Annotated in this window: 15 protein-coding genes; 14 read left to right on the forward strand and 1 reads right to left on the reverse strand. The window is 70.9% G+C overall.

Features of this window, described 5'->3' with window-relative positions; translation table 11 throughout:
• Window positions 1–43: 43 nt before the first annotated feature.
• From ACWEJX_RS22980 to ACWEJX_RS23025, 10 genes are all read left to right on the forward strand, one after another.
• On the forward strand, window positions 44–976 hold the full coding sequence (locus ACWEJX_RS22980) for an ABC transporter permease (RefSeq protein ID WP_451609301.1): 933 nt from the start codon (window positions 44–46) through the stop codon (window positions 974–976).
• Window positions 969–1922 carry an ABC transporter permease gene (locus ACWEJX_RS22985; RefSeq protein ID WP_451609287.1) on the forward strand — a complete coding sequence of 318 codons (954 nt, stop codon included), beginning with the start codon at window positions 969–971 and terminating at the stop codon, window positions 1920–1922. Before ACWEJX_RS22980 ends, ACWEJX_RS22985 begins: the two co-directional genes overlap by 8 nt.
• Before the next feature lie 13 nt (window positions 1923–1935).
• Entirely contained in the window at window positions 1936–2994 is a 1059-nt protein-coding gene (locus tag ACWEJX_RS22990; RefSeq protein WP_451609288.1) for an ABC transporter ATP-binding protein, read from the forward strand.
• Window positions 2987–4093 carry an ABC transporter ATP-binding protein gene (locus ACWEJX_RS22995; RefSeq protein ID WP_451609289.1) on the forward strand — a complete coding sequence of 369 codons (1107 nt, stop codon included), beginning with the start codon at window positions 2987–2989 and terminating at the stop codon, window positions 4091–4093. The genes ACWEJX_RS22990 and ACWEJX_RS22995 overlap by 8 nt, the downstream gene beginning before the upstream one ends.
• Before the next feature lie 218 nt (window positions 4094–4311).
• The gene (locus ACWEJX_RS23000) at window positions 4312–5940 is read left to right on the forward strand and encodes a peptide ABC transporter substrate-binding protein (protein ID WP_451609290.1); all 1629 of its coding nucleotides are present in this window, start codon (window positions 4312–4314) and stop codon (window positions 5938–5940) included.
• 111 nt (window positions 5941–6051) lie between these two features.
• Window positions 6052–6975: an ABC transporter permease gene (locus tag ACWEJX_RS23005; RefSeq protein ID WP_451609291.1), complete on the forward strand. Its 924-nt coding sequence runs from the start codon at window positions 6052–6054 to the stop codon at window positions 6973–6975.
• Complete coding sequence (locus ACWEJX_RS23010; protein WP_451609292.1) at window positions 6968–7990, forward strand: ABC transporter permease; 1023 nt, start codon at window positions 6968–6970, stop codon at window positions 7988–7990. The genes ACWEJX_RS23005 and ACWEJX_RS23010 overlap by 8 nt, the downstream gene beginning before the upstream one ends.
• Before the next feature lie 6 nt (window positions 7991–7996).
• On the forward strand, window positions 7997–8980 hold the full coding sequence (locus tag ACWEJX_RS23015; protein ID WP_451609293.1) for an ABC transporter ATP-binding protein: 984 nt from the start codon (window positions 7997–7999) through the stop codon (window positions 8978–8980).
• Complete coding sequence (locus tag ACWEJX_RS23020) at window positions 8973–10016, forward strand: ABC transporter ATP-binding protein (RefSeq protein WP_451609294.1); 1044 nt, start codon at window positions 8973–8975, stop codon at window positions 10014–10016. Before ACWEJX_RS23015 ends, ACWEJX_RS23020 begins: the two co-directional genes overlap by 8 nt.
• Window positions 10017–10218: 202 nt before the next feature.
• The gene (locus tag ACWEJX_RS23025; protein WP_451609295.1) at window positions 10219–11199 is read left to right on the forward strand and encodes a hypothetical protein; all 981 of its coding nucleotides are present in this window, start codon (window positions 10219–10221) and stop codon (window positions 11197–11199) included.
• Between the two features lie 45 nt (window positions 11200–11244).
• Here the strand turns inward: ACWEJX_RS23025 and ACWEJX_RS23030 are convergent, their stop codons facing one another.
• On the reverse strand, window positions 11245–13419 hold the full coding sequence (locus ACWEJX_RS23030; protein WP_451609296.1) for a prolyl oligopeptidase family serine peptidase: 2175 nt from the start codon (window positions 13417–13419) through the stop codon (window positions 11245–11247).
• Window positions 13420–13587: 168 nt separating this feature from the next.
• On the opposite strand from ACWEJX_RS23030, the gene ACWEJX_RS23035 reads away from it, so the two are divergent.
• The 4 genes from ACWEJX_RS23035 to ACWEJX_RS23050 all read left to right on the forward strand — a co-directional run bounded on the left by ACWEJX_RS23035 (window position 13588) and on the right by ACWEJX_RS23050 (window position 17527).
• On the forward strand, window positions 13588–13782 hold the full coding sequence (locus tag ACWEJX_RS23035) for a hypothetical protein (protein WP_345485825.1): 195 nt from the start codon (window positions 13588–13590) through the stop codon (window positions 13780–13782).
• Window positions 13783–13823: 41 nt separating this feature from the next.
• Entirely contained in the window at window positions 13824–14747 is a 924-nt protein-coding gene (gene mshB / locus ACWEJX_RS23040) for an N-acetyl-1-D-myo-inositol-2-amino-2-deoxy-alpha-D-glucopyranoside deacetylase (RefSeq protein ID WP_451609297.1), read from the forward strand.
• Window positions 14744–15115, forward strand: a complete 372-nt coding sequence (locus ACWEJX_RS23045; RefSeq protein WP_451609298.1) for a DUF6113 family protein — start codon at window positions 14744–14746, stop codon at window positions 15113–15115. The genes mshB and ACWEJX_RS23045 overlap by 4 nt, the downstream gene beginning before the upstream one ends.
• A gap of 213 nt (window positions 15116–15328) precedes the next feature.
• Complete coding sequence (locus ACWEJX_RS23050; protein WP_451609299.1) at window positions 15329–17527, forward strand: hypothetical protein; 2199 nt, start codon at window positions 15329–15331, stop codon at window positions 17525–17527.
• The last annotated feature ends 107 nt before the right edge of the window (window positions 17528–17634 follow it).

Genomic DNA, 17634 nt, shown 5'->3' on the forward strand with positions numbered 1-17634 from the left:
GAGGGCCCGTCGGCTGCGGCCGTCACATCTCAACGGAGGCATGATGGGGCGCTATGTCGCACGACGACTGCTCCAGATGATCCCGGTCTTCCTCGGGACAACCCTGCTGATCTTCCTCATGGTGCACAGCCTGCCCGGTGATCCCGTGCTGGCGATGTTCGGTGACAAGGGCGCGGATCCCGCGACCCTCGCCGCCAAGCGTCATGAGCTGGGTCTCGACAAGTCGCTGCCGGAGCAGTACTTCGTCTATATGCGGGACATGATCCTGCACCTGGACTTCGGCAACCAGATCCGCAACGGTCGCCCGGTCACCGAGGTCCTTGGAGACGCGTTCCCCGTCACGCTCCAACTGGCCTGCCTGGCCTTCGCGTTCGAGCTCATCTTCGGCATCGGCCTCGGCGTCATCGGTGGCCTGAAGGCCGGCAAGCTCGCCGACAACGCGATCCTGATCTTCACCCTGCTGATCATCTCGATCCCGGTCTTCGTGCTCGGCTTCATCATCAAGATGGTGTTCGCCTTCAACCTGGAGTGGATCGCCCCGAACGTCAGCAACGACGTGCAGTGGTCCGAGCTGATCGCCCCGGCGATCGTCCTCGGCGGTCTCTCCCTCGCGTACGTGACCCGACTGACCCGCACCACGATGGCGGAGAACCTGCGCGCCGACTACATGCGCACGGCCATCGCCAAGGGTCTGCCGAAGCGCCGCATCATCGGTGTCCACCTGATGCGCAACTCGATGATCCCGGTCATCACCTTCCTCGGCACCGACATCGGCGCGCTCATGGGCGGCGCGGTCGTCACCGAGAAGATCTTCAACATCAAGGGCGTCGGTGGCCTGATCGCCGAGTCGATCTCCCGCCGCGAGGGCACGACCCTGGTCGGCCTCGTCACCATCCTGGTGATCGTCTACCTCGTCACCAGCCTGCTCATCGACCTGCTGTACGCGGTCCTGGACCCGAGGATCCGGTATGCCTGACGTGACCAAGACCGCCTCCGCCGTCGAGGACGCCGTCGCCGCTCCGGCACCGTCCGAGACCGCGGCCCCGGCGAAGCAGGAGAAGGCCCGTTCCCTGTGGGGCGACGCCTGGCGCGACCTGCGCCGCAACCCGTACTTCATCGTCTCGTCGGTGCTGATCCTCTTCCTGCTGACGGTCGCCGCCTTCCCGAGCGTCTTCACCAGCGCCTCGCCGACCGCCGGTGACCTGGTGAAGCACTACCTGGGCCAGCCGGACCTCGGCAACGTCGGCCAGCCCGACTGGCTCGGCTACGACGGCCAGGGCCGCTCCGTGTACGCCCGCATGATCCACGGCACCCGTGCCTCGATCATCGTCGGCGTCTGCGTCACCCTGATCGTCACCGTCGTCGGCGGCCTCATGGGCATGCTCGCCGGCTACTTCGGTGGCATCTGGGACGCGATCCTCTCCCGCATCACCGACATCTTCTTCGGCATCCCGTTCCTGCTCGGCGCCATGGTCGTCCTGCAGTCCTTCGAGGACCGCACCGTGATGGTCGTCGTCGGCGCGCTGGCCTTCCTCGGCTGGACGCAGATGGCCCGCGTCATGCGCGGTGCCGTGATCACCGTGAAGCAGTCCGACTACGTGCACGCCGCCAAGGCGCTCGGTGCCGGCACCGGCCGGATCCTGTTCAAGCACATCCTGCCGAACGCCATGGCGCCGGTGATCGTCGTCGCGACCATCTCGCTCGGCGGCTACATCTCCGCCGAGGCGACCCTGTCCTACCTGGGTCTCGGCTTCGCCTCGCCGACCGTCTCGTGGGGTGTCGACATCTCCACCGCCGTCGACCAGATCCGCGTTGCCCCGCACATCCTGCTGTGGCCGTCGATCATGCTGAGCATCACCGTCCTGGCGTTCATCATGCTCGGCGAAGCCGTCCGCAACGCCCTCGACCCCAAGATGCGCTGAGGAGGGCGTACACGTGAGCACCATCGACAAGACCGCGGCCGTACCCGCGCCGCGCGACGGCGCCGACCACACCGGTCCGCTCCTCGAAGTCCGTGACCTGCACGTCGAGTTCCACACCCGCGACGGTGTGGCCAAGGCGGTCAACGGCGTCAACTACTCCGTCGACGCCGGCGAGACGCTCGCCGTGCTCGGCGAGTCCGGCTCCGGCAAGTCCGTGACCGCGCAGGCGATCATGGGCATCCTCGACATGCCGCCCGGCAAGATCCCGCAGGGCGAGATCCTGTTCCGCGGCCAGGACATGCTCAAGATGTCCTACGAGGAGCGCCGGAAGATCCGCGGCCGCAAGATCGCGATGATCTTCCAGGACGCACTGTCCTCCCTGAACCCGGTCCTCAGCGTCGGCTACCAGCTCGGCGAGATGTTCCGGGTGCACCACGGCCTGTCCAAGAAGGACGCCACGGCCAAGGCCGTCGAGCTGATGGACAAGGTCAAGATCCCCGCCGCCAAGGCCCGGGTCAGCGACTACCCGCACCAGTTCTCCGGCGGTATGCGCCAGCGCATCATGATCGCCATGGCGCTCGCCCTTGAGCCGGACCTGATCATCGCGGACGAGCCCACCACGGCGCTCGACGTGACGGTCCAGGCCCAGGTCATGGACCTGCTCGCGGAGCTGCAGCGCGAGTACAACATGGGCCTCATCCTGATCACCCACGACCTCGGCGTCGTCGCCGACGTCGCGGACAAGATCGCCGTGATGTACGCGGGCCGGATCGTCGAGCAGGCGCCGGTGCACGAGCTCTACAAGCGCCCGGCGCACCCGTACACCCGCGGTCTGCTCGACTCGATCCCGCGCCTGGACCAGAAGGGCCAGGAGCTCTACGCGATCAAGGGCCTGCCGCCCAACCTGCTGAAGATCCCGTCGGGCTGCGCCTTCAACCCGCGCTGCCCCAAGGCCACGGACATCTGCCACACGGAGATCCCGGCCCTGGTGCCGGTCACCGAGCAGGACGGCGGCGAGCTGCCGGGCCGCAAGAGCGCCTGCCACTTCTGGAAGGAGACGATCCATGGCTGAGACCACCAAGAACGACAAGGCCGAGGGCGCCTCCGAGGAGGCGGCCGTGGCCGCGATCGAGGCCCCGGCCAAGCGCGGGGAGCCGATCCTCCAGGTCCGCGACCTGAAGAAGCACTTCCCGCTGACCCAGGGCATCCTCTTCAAGAAGCAGGTCGGTGCGGTCAAGGCCGTGGACGGGGTCTCCTTCGACCTCTACCAGGGCGAGACCCTCGGCATCGTGGGCGAGTCCGGCTGTGGCAAGTCCACGGTCGCCAAGCTCCTGATGAACCTGGAGCGGGCCACCGCGGGCGAGGTCTTCTACAAGGGCCAGGACATCACCAAGCTGTCCGGCCGCGCCCTCAAGGCCGTGCGCCGGAACATCCAGATGGTGTTCCAGGACCCGTACACCTCGCTGAACCCGCGCATGACGGTCGGCGACATCATCGGCGAGACCTTCGACATCCACCCCGAGGTGGCCCCGAGGGGCGACCGGCGCCGCAAGGTGCAGGAGCTGCTCGACGTCGTCGGTCTGAACCCCGAGTACATCAACCGCTACCCGCACCAGTTCTCCGGCGGTCAGCGCCAGCGCATCGGCATCGCCCGCGGTCTCGCGCTCAACCCGGAGATCATCATCTGCGACGAGCCGGTCTCGGCCCTGGACGTCTCCGTCCAGGCGCAGGTCATCAACCTGATGGAGAAGCTGCAGGACGAGTTCAACCTCTCCTACATCTTCATCGCGCACGACCTGTCGATCGTCCGGCACATCTCGGACCGCGTCGGCGTCATGTACCTCGGCAAGATCGCCGAGATCGGTACGGACACCGAGATCTACGACCACCCGACGCACCCGTACACCCAGGCACTGCTCTCCGCGGTGCCGGTGCCGGACCCGGACGCCCGCGAGAACCGCGAGCGGATCATCCTCACCGGTGACGTGCCCTCGCCGGCCAACCCGCCGTCGGGCTGCCGCTTCCGCACCCGCTGCTGGAAGGCGCAGGACATCTGCTCCACCGAGGTCCCGCTGCTGGCCGTCCCGGAGCGCTTCCGGGGTCAGGACACCCCGGCCGCGCACGAGTCCGCGTGCCACTTCGCCGAGGAGAAGACGGTTCTGCCCGTCTGATCCACCGGTGCCCCACAGGGCCCCGGCACCCCCACGGAGGGTGCCGGGGCCCTGTGCGTTCGGCGGCCGGTTCGGTGGTCGGTTCGACGGCCGGTTCGGTGGTCGGTTCGGCGGCCGGTTCGGCGGCCGGTTCATCCGGACGCCGTAAAAGTGCACTCCCGTCAATATCAGGTGATATTGGGGCCTAAGTCAGCATCAGGACATTCGGGAGGCACTCCATGCGCGGAGCCACGCACGCCAAGTGGGCCGCTCTGGCCACCGCCGTCGCCCTCGCGGCGACCGCCTGCGGCGGCGGCGACAGCGGTGGCGGCGGCGGGGGCGCGAACGGCGTCGTGACCTCCTCGTGGGGCGACCCGCAGAACCCGCTGGAACCGGCGAACACCAACGAGGTCCAGGGCGGCAAGGTCCTCGACATGATCTTCCGCGGGCTCAAGCGTTACAACCCGAAGACCGGCGCTGCCGAGAACGCGGTCGCCGACAAGATCACGACCACCGACTCGGTCAACTTCACCATCACCCTCAAGGACGGCTGGACCTTCTCCAACGGCGAGAAGGTCACCGCCAAGTCCTTCGTCGACGCCTGGAACTACGGCGCCGGCCTGAAGAACAACCAGAAGAACGCCTACTTCTTCGGCTACATCGAGGGCTACGACAAGGTCCACCCCGACAAGGGCTCGCCGACCGCCACCACCCTGTCCGGCCTGAAGGTCGTCAACGACACGACCTTCACCGTCAAGCTGACGCAGAAGTTCTCGACCTTCCCCGACACCCTCGGCTACGCGGCCTTCTCGCCGCTGCCCCAGGCCTTCTACGACGACCACGCCGGCTGGCTCGCCAAGCCCATCGGCAACGGCCCCTACACCGTGGACTCCTACTCCCGGGGCTCCCAGATGGTCCTCAAGAAGTGGGACGGCTACCCCGGCGACGACAAGGCCCAGAACGGCGGCATCACCCTCAAGGTCTACACCGACAACAACACCGCCTACACCGACCTGACGGCCGGCAACCTCGACCTCGTCGACGACATCCCCGCCTCGCAGCTCAAGAACGTCTCGGCCGACCTCGGCGACCGCTACATCAACACCCCGGCCGGCATCATCCAGACCATCGCCTTCCCGTTCTACGACCCCGCGTGGAACAAGCCCAACCAGAACAAGCTGCGCCAGGGCCTGTCCATGGCCATCGACCGCACGCAGATCACCGACACGATCTTCAACAAGACCCGCACCCCCGCCAAGGACTGGACCTCGCCCGTCCTCGGCGAGAAGGGCGGCTACAAGGACGTCTGCGGCGACTTCTGTTCGTACAACCCCACCGAGGCCAAGAAGCTCGTCGCCGAGGGCGGCGGCATCCCCGGCGGCACGATGAAGATCTCGTACAACGCCGACACCGGCTCCCACAAGGAGTGGGTGGACGCCGTCTGCAACTCCATCAACCGTTCCCTCGGCAACAACAAGGCGTGCGTCGGCAACCCCGTCGGCACCTTCGCCGACTTCCGCAACCAGGTCACCCAGTCCAAGCTCAACGGGCCCTTCCGGGCCGGCTGGCAGATGGACTACCCGCTGATCCAGAACTTCCTGCAGCCGCTGTACTACACGGGCGCCTCGTCCAACGACGGCAAGTACTCCAACCCGCAGTTCGACAAGCTCGTCAACCAGGCCAACGCCGAGTCCGACATCGCCAAGGCCGTCGGACTCTTCCAGCAGGCCGAGGGCGTCCTCAAGAACGACATGGGCGCCATCCCGCTCTGGTACCAGAACGGCAGCGCCGGCTACTCGGACCGGGTCGAGAACGTGGCTCTGAACCCCTTCAGCGTCCCGGTCTACAACGAGATCAAGGTCAAGTGACGCCGTAGCAGGCCGACGGCGTACGGCCCGGCCCGCGGCCCTCCGCCCGCGCCGGGCCGTGCTCCTTCCTCCCGCCCGCCCGTCCCGGATTCCCCACCTTTGGAGGCCCCCGTGGGTCGATACGTGATCCGGCGGCTGCTGCAGATGATCCCGGTCTTCATCGGCGCCACCCTGCTGATCTTCCTGATGGTGAACGTGATGGGCGACCCCATCGCGGGCCTGTGCGGCGAGCGCCAGTGCGATCCGGCGACCGCCGCCCAGCTGAAGAAGGAGTTCGGCCTCGACAAGCCCGTCTGGCAGCAATACCTGACCTACATGGGCAACGTCTTCACCGGCGACTTCGGCACCGCCTTCAACGGCCAGCCGGTCACCGAGCTGATGGCCGACGCCTTCCCCGTCACCATCCGGCTGACCGTCGTCGCCATCCTCTTCGAGATCGTCATCGGCATCACCCTCGGCGTCGTCACCGGCCTCAAGCGCGGCCGCCCCGTCGACACCACCGTCCTGCTGCTGACCCTGGTGGTCCTCTCCGTGCCCACCTTCGTCACCGGTCTGCTCATCCAGTACCTGCTCGGCGTGGAGTGGGGCTGGATCAAACCGGCGGTCTCGCCCGAGGCGCCGTTCAGCGAACTCATCGTCCCTGGACTCGTCCTCGCCTCCGTCTCGCTCGCGTACGTCACCCGGCTCACCCGGACCTCGATCGCCGAGAACAAGCGCGCCGACTACGTCCGTACGGCCGTCGCCAAGGGCCTGCCGCGCCGCCGGGTCATCACCCGTCACCTGCTGCGCAACAGCCTCATCCCCGTGGTGACCTTCATCGGCGCCGACATCGGCGCGCTCATGGGCGGCGCCATCGTCACCGAACGGATCTTCAACATCCACGGCGTGGGCTACCAGCTGTACCAGGGCATCGTCCGCCAGAACACCCAGACCGTCGTCGGCTTCGTGACCGTCCTCGTCCTGGTGTTCCTCCTGGCCAACCTGCTGGTCGACCTCCTGTACGCCGTACTCGACCCGAGGATTCGCTATGCCTGAGCCCTTTGAGCCGCTGGAGTCGTACGGCGAGGAAGGACGTGCCGTGGCCTCGACCGGTGCCGGAGGCGCGTCCGACTTCGGTACCGCCGACGCGGAGACCCTGGAACAGAGTCCATCAGCCGCCTCCGGCGGACGGGCTCTGGACGGCCCCGAGGGCGGCCCCGACAAGAAGCCGCGCTCGCTGTGGTCCGACGCCTGGCACGACCTGCGCCGCAACCCCGTCTTCATCATCTCGGCGCTGGTCATCCTCTTCCTGGTCGTCATCTCCATCTGGCCCTCGCTCATCGCCTCCGGAGACCCCCTCGACTGCGACCTCTCCAAGGCCCAGGAGGGCTCCCAGCCCGGCCACCCCTTCGGCTTCAACGGCCAGGGCTGCGACGTCTACACCCGGGTCGTCTACGGCGCCCGCACCTCCGTCACCGTCGGCGTCCTCGCCACCCTCGGCGTCGCGCTGCTCGGCAGCGTCCTCGGCGGGCTCGCCGGCTTCTTCGGCGGCGCCTGGGACGGCATCCTCTCCCGGCTCACCGACGTCTTCTTCGCCATCCCCGTCGTCCTCGGCGGCCTCGTCCTGCTGTCCGTGGTGACCAGCTCCACCGTCTGGCCCGTCATCGGCTTCATGGTGCTGCTCGGCTGGCCGCAGGTCTCCCGCATCGCCCGCGGCTCCGTCATCACCGCCAAACAGAACGACTACGTCCAGGCCGCCCGGGCCCTCGGCGCCTCCAACTCCCGGATGATGCTGCGGCACATCACGCCCAACGCGGTCGCCCCCGTGATCGTCGTCGCGACCATCGCGCTCGGCACCTACATCGCCCTGGAGGCGACCCTGTCGTACCTCGGCGTCGGCCTGAAGCCGCCGACCGTCTCCTGGGGCATCGACATCTCCTCGGCGAGCCAGTACGTCCGCAACGCGCCGCACATGCTGCTCTGGCCGGCCGGCGCGCTCGCCATCACGGTGCTCGCCTTCATCATGCTCGGCGACGCGGTGCGCGACGCCCTCGACCCCAAGCTGAGGTAGCCGACCATGCTGCTCGAAGTGCGCGATCTGCACGTGGAGTTCCACACCCGGGAAGGGGTGGCCAAGGCGGTCAACGGCGTCAACTACTCCGTCGACGCCGGCGAGACGCTCGCCGTGCTCGGCGAGTCCGGCTCCGGCAAGTCCGTGACCGCGCAGGCGATCATGGGCATCCTCGACACGCCCCCCGGGAAGATCAGCGGGGGCGAGATCCTGTTCCAGGACCAGGACCTGCTGAAGCTCAAGGAGGACGACCGGCGGAAGATCCGCGGCGCCAGGATGGCGATGATCTTCCAGGACGCCCTGTCCTCCCTCAACCCGGTGCTCAGCGTCGGCGAACAGCTCGGCGAGATGTTCCGGGTCCACCAGGGGATGTCGAAGAAGGACGCCCGCGCCAAGGCCGTCGAGCTGATGGACCGGGTGCGCATCCCCGCCGCCAAGGAGCGCGTCGGGCAGTATCCGCACCAGTTCTCCGGCGGCATGCGCCAGCGCATCATGATCGCGATGGCGCTCGCCCTCGAGCCGGACCTGATCATCGCGGACGAGCCCACCACGGCGCTCGACGTCACCGTCCAGGCCCAGGTCATGGACCTGCTCGCGGAGCTGCAGCGCGAGTACAACATGGGCCTCATCCTCATCACCCACGACCTCGGCGTCGTCGCCGACGTCGCGGACAAGATCGCCGTGATGTACGCGGGCCGGATCGTCGAACAGGCACCCGTCCACGAGATCTACAAGGCCCCCGCCCACCCCTACACCAGGGGCCTGCTCGAGTCGATCCCGCGGCTCGACCAGAAGGGCCAGGAGCTCTACGCGATCAAGGGCCTGCCGCCCAACCTGCTGAAGATCCCGCCGGGCTGCGCCTTCCACCCGCGCTGCCCGCTCGCCCAGGACGTGTGCCGCACCGACGTCCCGCCGCTGTACGACGTCACCGAATCGCCCGTACCCCGTTCCAGCGCCTGCCACTTCTGGAAGGAGTGCCTCCATGGCTGAGGCGATTCTCCAGGTCCGCGACCTGGTCAAGCACTATCCGCTGACCCAGGGCATCCTCTTCAAGAAGCAGGTCGGCGCGGTCCGCGCGGTCGACGGCGTCGACTTCGACCTCGCCACCGGCGAGACCCTCGGCATCGTCGGCGAGTCCGGCTGCGGCAAGTCGACGGTCGCGAAGATGCTGGTCAACCTGGAGACGCCGACCTCCGGCTCCATCTCGTACAAGGGCGAGGACATCACCAAGCTGTCGCCGCGGGCGCTGAAGGCCGTGCGCCGCAACATCCAGATGGTGTTCCAGGACCCGTACACCTCCCTGAACCCGCGCATGACGGTCGGCGACATCATCGGCGAGCCGTACGAGATCCACCCGGAGGTCGCGCCCAAGGGCTCGCGCCGCCGCAAGGTGCAGGACCTGCTCGACGTCGTGGGCCTCAACCCCGAGTACATCAACCGCTATCCGCACCAGTTCTCCGGCGGCCAGCGCCAGCGCATCGGCATCGCGCGGGGACTGGCGCTGCAGCCCGAGATCATCGTCGCGGACGAGCCGGTGTCGGCGCTCGACGTCTCCGTGCAGGCGCAGGTCGTCAACCTCCTGGCGCGGCTGCAGGACGAGTTCAAGCTGTCTTACGTCTTCATCGCGCACGACCTGTCCATCGTGCGGCACATCTCCGACCGGGTCGGGGTCATGTATCTGGGCCGGATCGTGGAGATCGGATCCGATGCGGAGATCTACGAGCACCCGACGCATCCCTACACCCAGGCGTTGCTGTCGGCGGTCCCGGTGCCCGACCCGGAGGCGCGCGAGCACCGCGAGCGCATCCTCCTGGCCGGCGACGTCCCCTCACCGGCCAACATCCCGTCCGGCTGCCGCTTCCGTACGAGGTGCTGGAAGGCGCGGGAGCGGTGCGCACTGGAGGTCCCGCTGCTCGCGGTCCCCGCGGAGTTCCGGCTGACGGACAGCCCGGCGAAGCACGACTCGGCGTGCCACTTCGCGGAGGAGAAGACGGTGGTGCCGCCGGAGGAACCCGAAGCGCCTTAACGCGGAGGCAACTTGATGGAATCGGATCCGATATACGGACTCCGGATCCTGTATCCAGTACGGCCGTGCGGGTGCCGTTCGGTCAACCGGGGCGCACGATGTCGCCCCGGTTGACCACCCCGCCCGCATCGACGTGACGCATATGCCCCCGGCTATGCGGAACTCCTTGTTTCGGTCGTCGGCAACCGTGAGTATCGGCTCCGTGACTGTGACACGTACGGCACGTCTCACCGGCGCCGCCCTGTGCGGCGCGCTCGCGCTCGTCCTCGTAGTCTGGCTGCTGCGCGACCTCGCGACCTTCGGCCCGACCCCCGAACTCCTCCGCTACTGGGCGGGCGACCCCACCGTCCGGGTGCACGGCACCACGGCGACCTCGTTCGTCGACCCGCTCCTGCTCGTCGCGTACGCCGTCACCGCCGTCACCGCCCTGCGCTCCCCGCTCGCCGGACCCGCGCTCGCCGTCACCGGAGTCACCACGCTCGCGCTGCGCCTGCCCGGCCTGTGGGCCTCCGGAGTGGAGGCGCTCGTCACCACACTGCTGAGCCTCGGGCTCGCCACCGGACTCGCCGTCACCGCGGCCGCCGGCCGGGAGGGCGCGGGCCGAGAGGGCACGGGCCGGGAGGGCACGGGCCGGAACGGTGCGAGCGGCGACGGGGCTGACCGGGCGCCCGCCCGGCCCCGTACCGGACCCGCCGTCGCCGCCGGGATCCTGTGCGCGGGCGGCGGACTGATGTGGGCGGCCTGGGAGGCGCGTTGGGCCGCGCTCCTGCCGCCCGAGTACACGATCAGCCGCTTCACCGGCGCGCCCGCCCTGCTCCTGCCCTCCCTCGCCGTACCGCCCGGCTGGCTCGACGCCGTCCTCGTCCTGCTCCTCCTCGCCGCCGCCGGCAGCGCCTTCGCGCGGGCCCGGCACACCCGGCCGCTCGGCCTGATCGGCGGACTGCTCCTGGCCGGCGCCGGAGCCGGCGGGGTCGCCACGGCGCTGCGGTCCGGCCGGCCACCGCTCGTGCCGGAACCGGACCTCTACGCCCGCCTGTACGACCTCGCCGCCGGCTACGCGCTGCTCGCCGGGCTCGCGGTGCTCGTGCTCCTCGGCCGTTCCTGGCAGCCCCGCCGGGTCCCCTACCGCCCCGTCGCCGCCCTCCCGCCGGCCCCGCCCGCCCACCGCCCGCCCGGCTGGTGACCCCTCCCCCTGGGGCCTGTCCGGCGGATCAGGGCCGGACACCCTCTAGCCGAGACCCAGCGCCCGCTTGAGGAAGTCCACCTGGAGCAGCAGCAGGTTCTCCGCCACCTGCTCCTGCGGCGTCATGTGCGTGACGCCCGACAGCGGCAGCACCTCGTGCGGCCGGCCGGCCGCGAGCAGCGCGGAGGAGAGGCGCAGGGTGTGCGCGGCCACCACGTTGTCGTCGGCGAGGCCGTGCACGATCATCATCGGCCGGGCCGGCTCCCGCGCGTCCACTAGGCCGGCGTCCGTGACCAGGGAGTTCGCCGCGTAGACGGACTCCTGCTCGTCCGGCAGGCCCAGATAGCGCTCGGTGTAGTGGGTGTCGTACAGCCGCCAGTCCGTCACCGGCGCGCCCACCACGGCCGCGTGGAACACGTCCGGCCGCCGCAGCGCCGCGAGCCCCGCGAGATAGCCGCCGAAGGACCAGCCGCGGATCGCCACCCGCCCCAGGTCCAGCGGGAAGTCGGCGGCGAGCGCCTCAAGGGCGGCCACCTGGTCGTCGAGCGCCAGCGTGAGCCGGTCGCGGACCGCCTTCTCCCAGGCGGGGGAGCGGCCCGGCACGCCGCGCCCGTCCGCCACCACCACCGCGAAGCCCTGCTCGGCGAACCACTGCGAGGTCAGATGCGCGTTGTGCGCGGCGAGCACCCGCTGCCCGTGCGGACCGCCGTACGGATCCATGAGCACCGGCAGCGGCCCGTCGCCCGCCGACCACCACGAGGGCAGCAGCACCGCGCACGGGATCCGCCGCTCGCCCGCCTCGACCAGCCGCGCCCGCGCCGAGAGCACCGGCCGCTGCGCGTACGAGACGACCTCGGCCAGCTGCTTGCCGTCCCGCAGCACCCGCGCCACGCTCCCCGGCGCGTCCGGCCGGGCCGAGGACAGCACCATGACCGCGCCGGACCGCGCGGCCGCGTGCACGCCGGGCGCCTCGGAGACCCGCTCCACGCCCCGTTCGCTCACCCGGTACACATGGATCTCACCGGTCCCCGAAGGTCCGTCCGACCCGGCCGACCCGTCCGGCCCGTCCGACCCGGCCGCCTCTCCCGCCGACGCCGAGATCAGGACATCCTCCGCACCGACGTCGAGCACCGCCCGTACGTGCAGCCGGGCGTCCGTCAGCACCCGGTCGCCGACCGCGAGCGCGCGCACCCCGTCCTCGTCCGTGATCCGCACGAGCCGCCCGTCCGCCGTCCAGGCCGGCACCCCGGCGAAGAGTTCCAGCCATGCCGGGTCCTCGTCCACGCGCACCGTCGTCGTCGCCCCCGACTCCGGGTCGACCGCCAGATACGCCTGCGTCCGCTGGTCCCGCGCCTGCACGAGCAGCAGCGGAGCGCCCTCCGACGACCAGTGGACCCGGCCCAGATACGGGAAGGTGCCCCGGTCCCACAAGACCTCGGTGCGGTTTCCGGACAGATCCACGACGAAGAGCCGGACTTCCGCGTTCGCCGTCCCCGCCGCCGGGTAGGCGACCCGCTGCGGCTCCCGTCCGGGATGCGCCGGATCCGCGATCCACCAGCGCTTCACCGGCCGCTCGTCCACCCGCGCGACCAGGAGCCGGTCCGAGTCCGGCCCCCACCAGAAGCCCCGGGTACGGGCCATCTCCTCCGAGGCCGCGAACTCCGCGAGCCCGTACGTGACGCCGTCCGCCTCCGTCGCCGGATCCGGCTCCGCGAGCGCCCGGTCACCCGTCCCGTCCGCCCCGGTCACCCGCAGCGCCCCGCCCGCCGCGTACGCCACGAAACGCCCGTCCGGCGACGGCCGCGGGTCGATCACCGGGCCCGGCACCGGCAGTTCGCGGGCCGTGCCCGCCCGCAGCTCCGCCGCGAAGAGCCGGCCCGACAGCGCGAACGCCGCCAACTCCACGGCCCCGTCCACCGCGTAGCCCACGACCCCCGCGGAGCCCTCCCTGACGCGCTCCCGGCGCGCCCGCTCCTCCGGCGACAACTCCTCGGCCGCGCCCGCGAGCAGCGCCTCCGGGTCCGCCGCGAGCCGCTCCACGCCCTCCCTCAGGTCGAGCACCCACAGCCCGTGCGTCCGGTCCGTCCCCGAACCGGAGCGCACGAACACCACCCGCTCACCGTCCGGCGACACGCTGAACGCACGCGGTGCGCCCAGAGTGAACCGCTGTGTCCTGGCGTACTGGCGAGGAAACGAGATCTGTTCGTGAGACGAAGTCATGTGACCGAAACTAGCGTCCGTGCGCCCCCTCATGCCCCCGTACACCGATCGATGCGATGGCACGGATAGTTATGATCCGTAGCGCTAGGTGGGTAAGCATCCATCGGGCACATGCCAATCGAACGGCCAACCGAACGTCCGACCGAAGAAGTGTGGAGGTGAACCGCCGTGGCACTCTCGATCTCGGTGGTGGTGCTGCTGGCGATCGTCGTCTTCCTGCTGATCCGGAAATCCGGGCTCAAGGCCGGGCACGCCGCGGTCTGCGCGCTCCTGGGCTTCTACCTGGCCAGCTCCTCCATCGCCCCCTCGATCAGCACGCTCACGACGAACGTGGCGAGCATGATCGGCGGCCTCAAGTTCTGACCTGTGGGCTTCCGCGTGGTCCCGCCTCGTAGGGTGGGGCCATGACGGATCTCCCAGCCCGTCGTCTGCTCCTCGTGCACGCGCACCCGGACGACGAGTCGATCAACAACGGCGCCACCATGGCCAGGTACGCGGCCGAGGGCGCCCTCGTGACCCTGGTGACCTGCACCCTGGGCGAGGAGGGCGAGGTCATCCCGCCCGAGCTCGCCCACCTCGCGCCCGACCGGGAGGACCGGCTCGGCGAGTACCGCGCCGGCGAACTCGCCGCCGCCATGAAGGAGCTGGGCGTCACCGACCACCGCTTCCTCGGCGGCCCCGGACGCTTCCGCGACTCCGGGATGATGGGCGCGGAGCAGAACCACCGCCCGGGCGCCTTCTGGAACACCGACGTCGACGCGGCCGCCCCGTACCTCGTCGAGATCGTCCGCGAGACCCGCCCTCAGGTCCTCGTCACCTACGACCCCGACGGCGGCTACGGCCACCCCGACCACATCCAGGCCCACCGGGTCGCCATGCGCGCCGCCGAGCTCGCCGCCGACCCCGCGTACCGCCCGGACCTCGGCCCCGCCCACACCATCGCCAAGATCTACTGGAACCGGATCCCGCGCCCGGTCGCCGAGGCCGGCTTCGCGCGGCTGAGCGCCGAGGGCTCCGTCTTCCCGGCCGCGGCCGAGATCGACGACCTGCCCGGCGTCGTCGACCCGTCCCGGATCACCACGGAGATCGCCGGCGGGACCGCGCACGCGGCCCGCAAGACGGCCGCCATGGCCGTCCACGCCACCCAGATCGCCGTCGACGGGCCCTTCTTCGCCCTCTCCAACAACCTGGGCCAGCCCATCCAGACCACCGAGTACTACGAGCTGGTGCGGGGCGAGTCGGGCGCGCCCGCGGGCGAACGCGAGACCGACCTGTTCGCCGGGCTCGCCGGGGCCGACGGGGCCATCGGGACCGGAGCGGGCGAATGAGCGGCGTCAGCGGCGGCATCAGCGCGGGCGCCCGATATGCCTGGTACGCGGGGCTGTTCGTCGTCGGCGCCCTCGTCGGCGCCGCCGGCTCGCTCGTCCAAGCCGCCTGGTTCCCCGCCGGTTTGCTCCTCGCCCTGCTCGCCACGGCCGCCGTCTTCTACGCCGGCCGGCGCGCCACCGGCAACCAGCTCGGCGTCGCCGCGGCGGGCGCCGGCTGGCTGGTCGCCATCGTGCTGCTCAGCTTCGGACGCCCGGAAGGCGACGGCCTGTTCGGAGGCGGGCTCGGCGAGATGGTGTTCCTGCTCGGCGGCATGGCCGTCGCTGTGATGTGCGCCACCATGAGTCGGCTGGCCCCGCCGACCGTGTGAGCGACCCCGCGACCACCCCTGCGAAAAGGCCGAGTTGGTCGTGGCCGAAATGACGGGGGAGTGTCTTGACTTCGGCCGGATTGCCCATGGCGGATCCACGCCGGGTCGGGTGCGGATCGGCGGCGGCCAGTATGGTGGTGCGCGCCGCCGACCGCCCGGATCACCACGAGCGTCAGCAAGAGCGGGCGGCGGAGTCAACCGGGAGATCCTGCTTTGAGTCGTGAAACTGGTCGAGAGACAGACCGTTCGTCCTCCGGTGCCCAGGGGCGCGGCGGGGCCGCGTACCCCTCGGGCACTCCGCCGTACGGGTTCCGCCCCGGCCAGGAGGGCGCCGAGGACGCCGCCGGCGCGCTGCCGGAGGAGCCCAAGACGGAAACCACGCTGACCACCCGGATCCGGATCAACATCCCGGGTTCGCGGCCGATCCCGCCCGTCGTCGTCCGCAAGCCGGTCGGCGAGGGCGGCACCCCCGTCGACGACCGGGCCGTCGCCGCCGCGCGCGCCGCCGACGTCGAGCGCATCGCCTCCGGCGTACGGCCCGAGCCCGAGCCCGTCCGTCCGGAGCCGGCCGCCGAGCCGGAGCCGGCCGCGGTGGAGGAGAAGCCGGCCAGCGACTGGTTCGCCCCGCGCAAGTCCTCCCCGGCAGCGCCCGCGCCCGCCGCTCCCGCGCCGAAGCCCGCGCCCGCCCCGGCGGCCCCCGCGGGCCCCCGCGCCCTCGGCGCGGGCCCCTCGGCGTCCACCGGCGCCCCCGGCTTCACCGGCTCCGCCTCCGACGGCGTCCCGTCCGGCGCCGGCACCACCCAGAGCATGCCGATCGTCACCCTGCCGACCGGTGGCCCCCAGCAGACGCCCGCGCACGGCAGCCCCGTCATCGACCCGACGGCCGCCGCGCCCGCCAACCCGCTGTACGACGACGGCCCCGGCCACACGCCGGCCGCCGGCACGCCCGTCCTCGGCGGCCCCGCGGCCCCCGCCGGCCCCACCACCGGCCCCGTCACGGGCGGCAGCAGCATGGTCGCGGCCCCGGGCCGGCCGCGCGGCGGCGCGCCCCGTGGCGGTCAGCCGCAGGGCGGACGGCCGGGTGGCCCGCGGGGCGGTCAGCCTCAGGGCCCCCAGGGCGGTCAGACGGGCGCGGGCCGGCTCGGTGCGGGCCAGCCCGGCGCGGGCCAGCCCGGTGCCGGTCCGGTGTACGCGGACGGCGCGCCTCGCCTGTCCGACGACACCGCGGTCCTCACCCCGCAGCCCCCGGCGCCCGTCCCGGGCCCGGTCACCGGACCGCTGACCGGTGGCGGCGGCAACGTCTCCGGCGCCACCCTGAACAGCGGCGTGCCCTTCGGCCGGCCCGACGGCCCGGACCTGACGCCGCGTCTCCCCGAGCGCGACGAGGCCCCGACCCCGGCCCCGGCCCCGGCCCCCGCCCCGGCCGCCCCGCGCCCGACCCCGGCGTCCACGGCCAAGCCCGTGAAGAAGCGCTCCAAGCTCGTCCTGGCCTGCGTCGGCGTCGTCGGCCTCGCCGGCGTGGCCTACGGCGCGGGACTGCTCCTCAACCACTCCGACGTCCCCAAGGGCACCACCGTGCTCGGCGTCGACGTCGGCGGCGGCACGAAGGAGGAGGCCGTCGCGAAGCTCGACGCGGCGCTCGGCAAGCGCGCCGACGCCCCGCTCCAGCTCAGCGTCGGCGGCAAGAAGGTCGAACTCGCCCCGGACAAGGCCGGCCTCGCCCTGGACACCCAGGAGACCGTGCGCGCCGCCTCCGGCAGCGACTACAACCCGGTCTCCGTCATCGGCTCCCTGTTCGGCGGCGAGCGCGTCGCCCAGCCGGTCTTCCCGATCGACGAGGAGAAGCTGGCCGTCGCCCTCACCGACCTCTCCGGCAGCTCCGGCTCGGTCACCGAGGGCACCATCCTCTTCTCCCCGGGCAAGGCCACCCCGGTCGAGGGCAAGCCCGGCAAGGGCATCGACGTCCAGCGCGCCATGATCTCGGTCAAGGACGCCTACCGGGCCCAGGTCCAGACCGGTCTCACCAAGACCGTCGAGCTCCCCGTCGTCACCCGCCAGCCGACCATCACCAAGGCCGAGCTGGACCGGGCCATGGAGGAGTTCGCCCGGCCCGCCATGTCCGGCATCATCACCATCGAGGCCGGCGGCAAGAAGATCGACTTCGGCCCGAACCGATCGCTGCCGAAGATCCTCTCCATGAAGGCCGTCGACGGGCGCCTGGTCGAGGTCTACGACAAGAAGGCGATCGACGAGCTCCTCGACGGCGTCTTCGACGGCGTCATGATCACCAAGGGCGACGGCACCAAGCACCAGGTCTCCGCCGACGACGTCGCCTTCGTCATGCGCGACGCGCTGCGCGGCAAGACCAAGGCCGAGCGCACGAAGTCGATCGACCTCTCGGGCAACGGCTGACGGCCACCCGCCCCCACGCGTGGAGCCCCCACCCGCCCGGGTAGGGGCTCCACGCGGCACCCGGCCGGCCCGCCGTCACCCCAACCCGCCGATCCCCCCCGAACACG

The organism is Streptomyces sp. NPDC004788, assembly GCF_053601115.1.